The sequence below is a fragment of the Bacteroides oleiciplenus YIT 12058 genome (genome assembly GCF_000315485.1).
Taxonomy (GTDB): Bacteria; Bacteroidota; Bacteroidia; order Bacteroidales; family Bacteroidaceae; genus Bacteroides; species Bacteroides oleiciplenus.
Window position 1 is genome coordinate 603,212 of record NZ_JH992941.1, and the last position, 12,245, is coordinate 615,456.

The window sequence follows — 12,245 nt, forward strand, 5'->3', positions numbered from 1 at the left end:
ATTAAGGTACTCTTATTTGAAAAGTAATGGAGCGAATTCGCTCAGATAGATACGCCAATTCTTCCAGATATGTCCTTCATCTGTTTCATAATAGGTATATTTATATCCGTTCTCATCCAGCAGCTTGCGGAAATCCTCATTCGCTTTATAAAGGAAGTCTGTCTTTCCGATAGCTATCCAGTAAAGAGACGGCTTCTTGGCAAATTGTGTTCTCAACTTACCTTCCAAGTCTTCATATATCGGGGAAACAACATTCTTGTTCGGCAAAATGGCAGCAGAGAACAAGCCTATATAATTGAACATATCGGGATATTGCTTGGAAATGTGCAGCGCATGAAAGCCGCCCATAGACAGTCCGGCAATGGCACGACCGGATTTATTCTTAATGGTACGGTAGTTTTTATCGATAAACTTCACAACATCCGGGAATGCTTGCTCAAAAGAACCTTCCATTGTTTTAGGTAGTTGCATGGAAGGAGGCATCATACCGAGGGAAGATTCACCCGGAGCAGCTTCCTGCGAAGCATTGCCATTCGTCATCACCACAATCATGGGCTTCGCTTTGCCTTGCGCTATCAGGTTGTCCAGTATCTGCGCGGTGCGGCCAAGAGAAATCCAAGCCTCCTCGTCACCGCCCATGCCGTGCAGAAGATAGAACACGGGATAGCGTTTACCGTCGGTTTCATAACCAGCGGGAGTATAGACCGTCATGCGGCGCTCCATACCGAGGGTCGGGCTATTGTACCAAATGCGGGATACCGTGCCATGAGGCACTTGGTTTACTTTATACAAATCGGCACGGTCACCACCGATGATAAATACATTGGTAAGGGTGGCTACGTCACGTATCAGATAAATATTGGCAGGGTCATTCATCCGCAGGCCGTCTACAATAAAAGAGTAACTGTAGAGTTCGGGTTTCAACGGTTCAGGTGTGGTGTATTCCCATACGCCATCCTTGCCTTCAGTCAAATCCACAATTCCCGGAATCTCATATTCCCCGTTAGGCGTCTTTACCTTTTGTTTCGGCAGGAAATCACCTGTGATTTGTACTTTCACCGCTTTCGGTGCTCTCAAGCGAAATAAAACAGTGTTATTGTCATATATTTCGGGGGATACGAGTGGCCCGATTCCCCAAAGGGCCTCTTGGGCGAAGGTCGCTACACACATCAGCAAAGCGGCAGCTAAAATTGTAAATCTTTTCATGATAGTATATATTATAAGGTATTAGCCATGTTATTTCTTCACCGTTTTATCCGGGCAATGTTCACGGATATAATTTATTATCAGGAAACAAGCAGGTTCGAGCACTGTGCCATGATTGAAGCCTTGCAATTCATATAAAACGACTTGCTTATTTCCGATATTCTTCAATACGGAAGCGAGCAGGGCATTCTCTTCCCAACGGTCCGCCATTTCCAGATTGCGGTCACCGGTAATCAGTATAATAGGAGACGTATCCTTACGCACACGATTCACCGGAGCATACTTGTCTATAACAGGAATGCCATTCGGCAATCCGCGCTCCTTACGAATGGTAAAATGAGTAACTGTTTGTCCGCTCACCGGGAGGTAAGCTGCCACTTTATCAGCATCTGCACAGTAAACTTCCATGTATTTCTTGTCCATAGCCAGCATCAGTGAAAGATAACCTCCAGCAGAATGACCGGAAACAAATATCTTGCCTTTACTACCGCCATATTCTTCTATATGGTTAAACACCCATGCCACAGCAGCAGCGGCATCTTCAATATAAGTAGGATTCTTGGCTTTAGGGCTCAGGCGATAGTTCACCGCCACAACAGCAACTCCTCTGTTCGTGAGTTCCTGGGGAATATGCTTATTACCTCCTTCCAGTCCACCGCCATGAAACCAGACAATAGTTGGAAAATCTTTCTTGTCAGCCGGATAGTAAACATCCAGTTTACAGCATTCTTTCCGGTAAGCATCCATCTCGGAGCCGGAAATGTAGGGCAGGTCTTTTTCTGTTTTATACAAGTCCTGTGCATGCAAGGTAATCATGCAGAATAATAGCAACAGAAAGGTAGCTTTTCTCTTCATGGTATTTTTCATCTAAAGTTTTTCTGTTGCAATATTAGACAAATAATCCCAAAGGGCCGCTTCTTAGTTGTTGAAAAATCTATTGGTATGTTCAATTTTAATCGTCACATATCTGAGCAGTCTTAATTACCTACAGGTTGTTGACCAACTACTACGCAGTAGTTGACAAACTACTTATAAGTAATTGAACAACTACTTACTGATAGTTTTATCACTTAATCATACGATTTATTATAAGCCTCATTATACTCCATTACCCTTTTTAACGGTGCTAACAAACGTTCCAACAAATTCCTATCAGCGAGAATAATATCTACCGTACCTTTAAGCTCCTGCGAAACGGGAAGTTGCCTACCATAATTAGTCTTTAATCCATCCGGCAAACAGATTTCTACTATATACACATCTTCTTCAGTCGGAGCAGGTGAAATACTTTTCACCAGACCTTTGACATAGCCGAACTCTTGATCGGGATAATTATTCAAACGTATATGTACCCGTTGTCCAATATGTACTTTTCCCGAACCTTGTAAAGGAAGTAACGCCTTACCTAATACATTCGAACTATCCGATGGTTGAATAACAAAAACAGTTTCACCCAATTTTACATTCTGATTACGACTCCACACTTTCATAAAACTAACTTTACCACTAACAGGACTCTTTAGTAAATAGGAATACTCCCAGGCGCTCAACTGAGATGCTAATTGTTCTACTGAATTTTTCAGTTTAGTAAGATGAGTTTGCTCCTCATCATAGGCCTGCTTACGTATATCAATCAAATTCTCTTCATGCTGTACTAACTGCATTTCGGCTTGTAACAAACTCATCCGTGCACTTTCTTCTAAACGAAGACTTTGCAGATATTTACTACCCGATTCTTCGAACTCGGTAACAATCATTGCATTACGGGCATACAAAGTAGAATCACGATTATACATATTCTGTGCTAAATTTACATCTTTCTTAATCAACTCATACTCTTGCTCTGCCACATGGAGATATGTACGTTGTCCTTTTAATTGTTTTTCTTGTACCCATAACTTCTTTGTATAATAATCCTGTTTCATGAAAAGCGCATACTCAGAAAGTGCAGTGATAAAAATAGCAAAAGCAGATTGTAACTCTCCCAATTGTAACCGCTTATCCGCAAAGATTTCCATTCCTTTCTTCCAAGCATAATTAGTTCTCCCCCATTCTTGCATCTGTTCGGACAACCAGCGTACATCTTCCAAAACAGCTGCATTATTAATTACTCCCAAGTTCGTACCCTCACCGACTAAACTTCCATTCTTTACATAAAGTGCATCCAGTTTTCCAGCAACATGAGCCAAAACAGAAGCAGGGGGTTCTTCTGTTGCAAGAGTTACCTCTGCCACCAAAGTATCCGGATATTTAAATATCCAGCACCCTACCAGTACAGCCAGCAGGATCAAAAACAAGACAGTAAGCCCCCACCTTACCACCCAAGGTGAAATGTGATTCATTACTTCTTGCACTTCTTCGCTGCGCAACTCTATATCTTTATATTTCTTCTCCTCCATCAATTTCCTAACTCCAATTGATTCCTTACCAACTGATAATACAACCCTCTCCGTTCAGTTAGCTCCTTATGCGTGCCTTCTTCCGCTATACGCCCTTTGTCAAGTACCACAATCTTATCCGCATTCGTCACCGTACTCAAACGATGTGCCACGACCACCACTGTCTTCCCTTTATAAAAAGCCTGCAAATGTTCCATTATTTCTTTCTCATTATTAGCATCCAGCGCATTGGTAGCCTCATCGAAGAAAAGATATTCGGGATTCTTATACACAGCACGTGCTATCAAAATACGCTGCCGTTGTCCTTGGCTGATACCATTCCCCTCCATGCCTATCTTTGTATTGTAGCCTAACGGAAGAGAATCTATAAAATCCCGGATATTAGCCACCATCACAGCATGGCGAAGTCGTTCCAAATCAACTTGCTCTTCACCTACAGCAATATTTTGTGCTATAGTTTCCGAGAAGATAAAGCCGTCTTGCATCACTGCCCCTGTCTTGGCACGCCAAAGATGCGGATTAATACTTTCCAGTGATGTATCATTCACCTTTATAACTCCCTTATTCGGTAAATAGAAGCCAAGCATCAATTTTATCAATGTTGTTTTGCCACTGCCGCTTGCTCCTACAATAGCAGTTACCTTCCGTTCAGGGATAAACAAGGAAATACCATCTAACACATAATCCCGGTTTGCACCATCGTAACTAAAAGAAACATTCTCTACCTTCAAATCACGTTTTTCCGGAAGAATAGAAAGTTTAGAAGCAATATCCTGCTCTTCATCCGGCTTTCCATGCACTTCATTCAGTCGTTCCAAACTTATCTTAGCATCCTGAAATTGCTGTGCAAAGCCGATAAAAGAAGAAACCGGAGCACTTAATTGACCAATAATATAAGTAAGAGACATCATCATGCCCAAAGTCATCTGCCCCTCCACAACAGCCTTTGCTGCAATAAATGAAATTATGATATTTGTAGTTTGATTAAAAAATACCGATCCCACTTGTTGTACCTGTCCTAAAGCCAAACCTTTTACACTAATCTTAAACAGTTTCACCTGAATACGCTCCCATTGCCAGCGTTTCTGCGTTTCACAATTATTCAACTTAATTTCCTGCATAGCAGACACCATCTGTATCAAATTGCTTTCCTCATTTGCTGACTGTTCAAAGCGTTTAACATCTAGTTCACGGCGATATTTCATAAATAAAAGAACCCACCCTACATACAAAATATTTCCTATAAAAAATATCATCAGTATATCCCAATTATAATAAGCTAACACAATAGAAAAAACAAAGAAAGTAATGAATGAAAATACCGTAGAAATAGATGATCCCATAAGGAATGCTCTGATACGTCCATGATCTCTGATACGCTGCATTATATCCCCCAAGAGCTTCGTATCAAAAAAATGTAGTGGCAATCTCATTAGTTTTATCAGAAAATCGGAGATCAGAGTTATAGAGATACGCGCATTGACATGGAGCAATATCCAACTACGGATAAACTCTACAGAGAGTTGAGAGATAAAAAGAACTATTTGTGCTATTAAGATTAAGGTTATAAAGCCTAAATTTCCATCACGAATCCCCACATCTACCAAGGACTGAGTTAAAAAGGGAAAGATAAGTTGCAATAATGAGCCTGTCAGCATTCCCAATACTAACTGCAATAATTGTTTCTTGTAGGGAGTGAGATATTTTATAAAGAAAACCAATTTGTGTCCTTCTTCAACTTCAGATTCATCCCCAAACTCATAAAACCGTGTTCCCGGCTCTAAGGCTAATACAATTCCAAGCTCCCTTGATTCTGATTTTACAAACAGCCAACATCGTTTAAGTTCCTCTTCTGAATAAACAAGCAAGCTATTAGCGGGATCTGCTATTTGAAAATAATATCTACCTCTTCGCTTCTTTACGCCATAACATACTACAAAATGGTTTTGATTCCAATATAAAATACAAGGCAACGGAACATCTTTTTCCAATTGTTCCAATGTAATACGCAGACCAGTTGTTCGGAATCCAATAGATTCAGCTGCATCACTAAGTCCCATTAATGAAACACCTTCTCTTGAAATATAAGAATGTTCACGAAGAGTTTGTAATGAATACTTCTTTCCATAAAACTTCGCAATCATGCGTAAACACGCAGGACCACAATCCATTTTGTCTAACTGCTTATAATGTGGAAAGATATTCATTCTATTTATTGCAAACTTATACTGCTGACGTCAATAGAAAGAACATTTTTAGAAGGATATATATAGTTAGCTTCACGCCGACAACCACCTATAATATACAACCTACCATCTGCATAAGATAATCCGGAGTATTCATATCCATGTGTGAAATAATATGCATTTACAGCATTCGTTCTGATATTATAAGTCTGTAATACTGTCTTTTCATAAATATAAATCAAATTACCGTTAACAGCTACTCCTGGACAAGTTACTTCTTCTTTTAATTCACATAAATCTTTCCATTCCCCTGTTTGTAGATTGTAACTCCGGACCATCCGCATAGGAGCCATACTATAGCCGCCCAAAAAGTAAACAATATGTCCTACCAGAACACCTTTCATATTATCCACTCTTTCTTTGGGAATCGTTATTCCCGTATCATACCAAACCCCTGTTTTCAAGTCAAGTATATGTATTTTATTGGAAAATACTTTCTCCTTAACCGTACCTCCCATTATATATAAACAGTCATCATAAATAAATGTTATAGGATTAGCTGCCTGGTGAGGATTAACTTTATCAATATACACGGTATCTCTATCCATATCATAGATTTCAATTTGAGGTGCTGTATATTCCAACTTACGATTGGTAGAAAAAAACTTTCCGCCTACAACAAACACCTTTTCTTTATAATAATGTGCTAAATGACAAGTACGAGGAGCAAACTTCTGTAAGCTTTCCGTCCAAGTATCGGTAGCAATATCATATACAAACATCTTATCTGAAAGGAATTCACAAGCATCAATTCCTCTAAAAGGACCAAGTGCCTCAGCTAAATATGTCTCATCCCCAGATACAACGTAGATCTTCCCTTCTTGTATGAACGAACCAAAAGCATAAACAGCTTTTGGTAAATCTTTTAAAATTTCATAATCCAAAAACATACGCCCCTTTTCCCCTCTTACTGTCACTTCTGACAGTTGCTGAGGATAGGCATACATTACTACTTGATAGGCAGAATGCTGTAATTCTTTAGGAGTTAGATTAACAGGCAGATACCCTACATATGAAAAAACAATGGTATCATTTTCACCCAATCTCTCTATATACGGAATTTTGAAATATCCGGATTCATCTGTCACACCAATTCCCATTGAATCTTTTTGTAGATAAATATTCACACCAGCTAATAAAGAATTATCTTTGCCATCAATAACACGACCATCTATTTGAGATTTCAGAGAAGAAGCATAGGAAAGAAGAACCAATAATATATATAACTTCATGCGAATTTATAATATGGTGAGTAATATTTAATTAAAAAGAAGAGCAATATAGGAGAGTAGTAAGAAAACTTAATTGTAGAAGGGGAAATATCTCAAAAAGGTAACTTTTTCAGTGCCCTCCTATATTGCTCTTCTTATTCCATAATTATTCGTATCATGTAAGATCCATAATTCGACAATATTCATTCTCCTCCTGGCCACACTCAATCAAGCAATCATGCTGACAGCCATCTTGAAAGCCACAGCTATCCCATGCACACACAGGCATACACCCATCCATATCACAGCGTGTACCACACATCGTCTGACAAGAGTTTTCACCAGCCTTTATTGATCTTAATTCATTAGATTTCAGTCTTTCCAAACTTTCATCCAGCCCCATCTTTTCCTTAAATTCCAACTTAGTGGAATTCAAAGAAATCATTTCCACATTCTTTGTCATAGCACCTCCTTTTTTAGTACATATATTGTATATAATTCTCAAAAATACACTTTACTTGATAATAAGTTTCAGAGCAATAAGGTAAACTCTCTTTTAACTTTTCATATAACATATAGTCATCATTCTTTATAACTGTATATGGATTGCGCCCTTCTTGCTTCTGTACTATTCTCCCAGCATGAAATTTTAAATAAAATAGAGAAATCATCTTATCTATAATAGCATATACTCTTTTTTTTGTTTCAAGATACGAAGTCGGAGCTAATTGCAATTGATTCCTAATATTTACTTTCAACTCATCAATAAGAATATATCTCAATATCTTACGCCTCTCAACCATATCTCTAACAAAAGACTTTAAGTCTACAATCAGCTCTTTGTCATCATATATAACAGCTACACTTGAAATAAAAGAAATTGGCATATTTCTATAGTTCAGTAGAATATTTCTTTCCCTTTGAAGCAAACCATTTTTACTAATTCCAAATATACTGACCTTAATTCCTTTACAGAAAAAAGACATTAAAAAATCTTTTTGAAAACCTTCTCGTTGAAATAAAATATCAACGTCACTATCAGCCGTATATGTTCCAGAAGCAACAGATCCACCTACACCAATAGAAGCATCAGGATAAGCTTTATGCAAATAATCAACCACCTCATTTAATAGCACTTTTTGCATTATCCGACCTCCATCAACATAATAGATTTTGCATACTCTTTCATATACATATTCCGCATATCCGCAAATATGATTTCACATTGCTGCAACTTTTCCATTGTAAAATCAGACAACAATAGTTCCCTCAACTCACATATATAAGACTTCAAAGATATATTATCGGCATTCAATGCACAAAACGAGATAATATCAGCTTCCATTATTCCCAAACGAAAATTAATCTCAGCACTTTCCAAGCTTTTCAGTAAATTAAAAATACCGGAAGTTATAGAAAAATATTCTTTAGGAGCAAACTGCCCCTCTCTGCATTCATCAGCTTGCAGCAGGTATTTTATCATCAATTCGTCATCAGCTTTCATTAATACCATTTTTTATTTTTTCATTATAGATGTGTTGAATCGCAGCATTAAATAAACGAGGATAATCATTGCACTCACCCGATTGCAATTTACCAGTAGTTCGCATAGCATTTGCAGGACATCCTCCACCACAGAATAATACATACTTGCATCTTATACAATTACACTCGCTAATTTTTGAATCAAACCATCTATTAGCAAACCTGTCTTCTAATTCAAAATCAGGAATATACCGTCCCACTCTATACTCTCGTTGTCCTACAACATCCCAACATGAATACATATCTCCTAACGGATCAAAAATAAGACTACCACTCTGTGCACCACAGAAACAGCTTTTATAAGAAATATGCTTCCCTAAAAGCAATCCTGCTAATACAGTTTGCACATTATAATCCTGACACATTACTTTGCCATGTCCTTTCTCTTCCAAACCTTTTTCTAAAAAAGTATGATAGAAACCACTTTGAGTAAACATCTCCTTAGACAACTTTCCATCCTGTCCTTTGATAGGAACTTCCTTTCGCAAGAGTGCACAATAAGCTTTAAAGTTTGGATGTTGGTACCAGTCTCTCTCTTTAAAATAAGCTAACAATTCATCGACACGTTCCATCGTATATGGATCTGTATTAATCCTAATAGAAACAGAAACTCCCATTTTCACCAAACGATCCACATTTGACGTTATCTTAGAAAATGAATCCTGATTCTTGAAATGAGGTTTTCTTTCATTATGTATATCTTCTACGCCATCTATAGTTATTTGAAAAGAAAAAAGCTTTCTATTCTGCTCTATAAAATCCAAATATTTATCTAAATCATACCCATTGGATGTTACAGAAAACACATATCCCAAGTCCTTGCCTTTATTCACAATATACTCAAGCATTTCATAATTTTCCGCCAAAAAAGGTTCTCCACCATACAAATGAATAGTCTTTCTACCAGTTTTATGCTTATCTTTTTCTATAATAATTTCATAGGCCTTATCCACTTGTTCTTTAGTTATCCTATCTTTAGGTAAACATGCACATCCATTTAAAATAGGATCCTCATAACAATAAACACATCTCAGATTACAGTCATACGAAATTATAAAATGAAAGCCGAAATTCTTCAAACGGATTTCATCATATATCTCATTCAAAAGTCGTTTTATCAATTCAGTTTCATCTTCTTTCGATAAAGATGTCATATATCCCCGCTTAACTAGCTTTTCTTTCGTTTCTTCAGAAATACCACATTTTTCGTCTTGCGTCTTAAGATACTGATACACATTCTGATTCACAATGTCAAAAGCATGAGTATAGCTATTTAATAAGGCATAACGTCCGTCCTTATCATCTACTTTTACTACTATATTGTACGATGAAGATCTCATAATCTTTATTATAATTTAAAGTAAGCAAAGGCATAAGCCCCATTTTCTCCTTTTATCTCAAGTAAACAACATCCTGACAATCTTTGTGGAAGTTGAATACTTTTAAAAGTCTGAGACTCAATATTCTCATATGAAGAGTAAACTGTTACTCCATCTTGAGAGATAACGATCTCTACTTTCCCTATAGATTCATAGAACTCTAATCCTAATATTTGTACATCATTCAAAAATGCAGAAATAGGAATTGGTATGGAAATTGAACGGTTTCCCTTCTTAGGACCATTCGGTTTAAAAGGTACGTCATTAACAGACAACTTTATTTCCATTCTGTCTAAAAAAGCATTTGGATTGGCTCTTATTTCACCTATTGATAATAGATAAAATGAAAAAATAAAATAAAGAATAAATCTTGTTTTCATGTATTAGTGTTTTTATTGCATCAAAGGTAGTGCGACGAGTTCAAAATACAAAAAAAACGATGGGACACAATCGACCTAACATTATCTACTAGGAATAAGCAAGTTACGCAATATTTCAAGTATTCAACAGGACATTTTACGAGGATAGATTGCTAAGAAAACATCCAAATTAGTCTTACTATCTAAACCTATTTTACTTTTTAACCGTTGCTTTCTCTTTCTGACAGCTTCTGGTTCACTATCAAAGACAATCACCAGTTCCTCTAAAGAAAAACCCAATTTTATAAAAATAGCTAATAATAGATTGGCTTCTTTTAAGGCATATTCTTCACATAGTCGAGTAACAAAGCTTCCAAATAATGAATCAATATAACCAAAGAGTTGCATTTTCTCTGCTGAAGTCATATTCTCCACAATCAATAGTCCCCCCTTCAATTGCCTCAAAACACTTATTCCATCTGCATAAGAATTTTCCCGGATTTCCCGGTTCTTATCAATCAAGAATTGCATTTCCTGCTCAAGTTTCTCAATCTGCTCTTTAAAAGAATCCGCTGCCTCGATTTTTTTTTGCTTCAATTCTTCTATTTGGCAAATGTATTGTCCGATTAGTTGCTCGTTGGCATTAATAATTTCCTTATTTTTTCTAGAATAATCCTGCATGCACTTTTCATAAGCATTCTTATAACGCATTTTCATTTTCCGATAGAAAAATATGCTACTCCAAGCTAAAATAATGAATAGAGCTACTCCTCCCAGCAACTGTATTAGCATTTCTTGTCGAAGCAGTTTCTTCTCCAATTGTAATTTCTCCGTCTCATACTTTTGTTGTAATTTCAAAATCTTACCTCGCAAATCCTCTTTTTGAGCTATTTGTAGCAATGAATCCGAAACCTCTTTATAATAGAGAGCTTTTTCATATCGAGCATTTAACTTCTCTAACCGATATAAGCAATTATAAGTAGTAGATAATGCAAATGTATCCTTTGACAGCAGTATACTATTAAAACATTCTTCCGCTTTGTCCAACTGTTCAAGCGTCATATAAGTATCTCCCAACGACAATTTATAATAAGCCGATAAATCTCCAATTCGTTCATGCTTGATAGCTATTAAGTAATAATTCGCAGCTTCTAAATAATTCTTTTGATTACTTTCTATTACTCCGCATAACTGCATCAATGAAGGAAAAACAGGAGAAGTGCTATCACCTCTCAACAAAGAAATCGCCTCAGTCACATACCAAGTAACACTATCATTATTATTTTTACGTTCATAAATCCAAGCTAAATTCCGATAGATATAAGCTATACCCAATGAATCACCAACTTTTTGATAATAGTCTACAGATCTTCTATAATTCTCGAGTGCCATATCATACATGTTCCGATCTTCATTCAAATAGCCAACATATTCCTGTATTAATGCTTTCAATCTATACTCATTTGTGTGTTCTAATTTTTCTTGCGCACCCAAAAAAGATTGCATAGCCACCTCTTCATCTTTTTGTAGAGCCGCTACTTTACCATAATAAAACAGTGCCTTCCCCGCTCTTATTCTATCATTACTATTTCGATAAAAATCAACTGCAAGCTCTATCAATGAGTCCGACTGCAAACTATCCAAATAATTCTTATCACGCGCCTGTGTCAACAATAGTGCATAATCTGCCCGTTGCTTTCCACTAAGCTTCTCAGGGTGCTGTATCCGATTTAACAACAATAATGCACTATCAGGACATATTTCCATATATCGCTCCACTCTATCAAAAATATCAGATGCAATTTCTTGAGTACAAGAAAAAAACAAACCATAGATAAAGCAAATCCAAACTAATAGTATTTTTTTCATATTCTCTATTGACTATTTTTCATGTCTTATC

General features: G+C 36.9%; 11 protein-coding genes. All 11 read right to left on the reverse strand.

The window, feature by feature from the left end; all coding sequences use genetic code 11:
* Positions 1–12: 12 nt before the first annotated feature.
* A complete protein-coding gene (locus HMPREF9447_RS10385; protein ID WP_009129681.1) occupies positions 13–1,206 on the reverse strand; it encodes an esterase in 1,194 nt (397 codons plus the stop codon).
* A gap of 30 nt (positions 1,207–1,236) precedes the next feature.
* Complete coding sequence (locus tag HMPREF9447_RS10390; RefSeq protein ID WP_044138127.1) at positions 1,237–2,061, reverse strand: alpha/beta hydrolase; 825 nt, start codon at positions 2,059–2,061, stop codon at positions 1,237–1,239.
* Between the two features lie 215 nt (positions 2,062–2,276).
* Positions 2,277–3,608 (reverse strand): HlyD family secretion protein, encoded by a 1,332-nt coding sequence (locus HMPREF9447_RS10395; protein WP_044137985.1) that lies wholly within the window; start codon positions 3,606–3,608, stop codon positions 2,277–2,279.
* Complete coding sequence (locus HMPREF9447_RS10400) at positions 3,605–5,812, reverse strand: peptidase domain-containing ABC transporter (RefSeq protein WP_009129684.1); 2,208 nt, start codon at positions 5,810–5,812, stop codon at positions 3,605–3,607. The genes HMPREF9447_RS10395 and HMPREF9447_RS10400 overlap by 4 nt, the downstream gene beginning before the upstream one ends.
* Before the next feature lie 5 nt (positions 5,813–5,817).
* Positions 5,818–7,083 carry a Kelch repeat-containing protein gene (locus HMPREF9447_RS10405; RefSeq protein ID WP_009129685.1) on the reverse strand — a complete coding sequence of 422 codons (1,266 nt, stop codon included), beginning with the start codon at positions 7,081–7,083 and terminating at the stop codon, positions 5,818–5,820.
* A gap of 154 nt (positions 7,084–7,237) precedes the next feature.
* Positions 7,238–7,525, reverse strand: coding sequence for a hypothetical protein (locus tag HMPREF9447_RS10410; RefSeq protein WP_009129686.1), 288 nt, complete (start codon positions 7,523–7,525; stop codon positions 7,238–7,240).
* Positions 7,526–7,538: 13 nt separating this feature from the next.
* Positions 7,539–8,207: a nucleotidyltransferase domain-containing protein gene (locus tag HMPREF9447_RS10415; protein WP_009129687.1), complete on the reverse strand. Its 669-nt coding sequence runs from the start codon at positions 8,205–8,207 to the stop codon at positions 7,539–7,541.
* The gene (locus HMPREF9447_RS10420; protein ID WP_009129688.1) at positions 8,207–8,566 is read right to left on the reverse strand and encodes a hypothetical protein; all 360 of its coding nucleotides are present in this window, start codon (positions 8,564–8,566) and stop codon (positions 8,207–8,209) included. Before HMPREF9447_RS10420 ends, HMPREF9447_RS10415 begins: the two co-directional genes overlap by 1 nt.
* Positions 8,556–9,947: a radical SAM/SPASM domain-containing protein gene (locus HMPREF9447_RS10425; RefSeq protein WP_009129689.1), complete on the reverse strand. Its 1,392-nt coding sequence runs from the start codon at positions 9,945–9,947 to the stop codon at positions 8,556–8,558. Before HMPREF9447_RS10425 ends, HMPREF9447_RS10420 begins: the two co-directional genes overlap by 11 nt.
* Before the next feature lie 8 nt (positions 9,948–9,955).
* Entirely contained in the window at positions 9,956–10,366 is a 411-nt protein-coding gene (locus HMPREF9447_RS10430; RefSeq protein ID WP_009129690.1) for a DUF3244 domain-containing protein, read from the reverse strand.
* A 123-nt stretch (positions 10,367–10,489) separates the two neighbouring features.
* Positions 10,490–12,214, reverse strand: a complete 1,725-nt coding sequence (locus HMPREF9447_RS10435; protein ID WP_009129691.1) for a tetratricopeptide repeat protein — start codon at positions 12,212–12,214, stop codon at positions 10,490–10,492.
* Positions 12,215–12,245 lie beyond the last annotated feature (31 nt).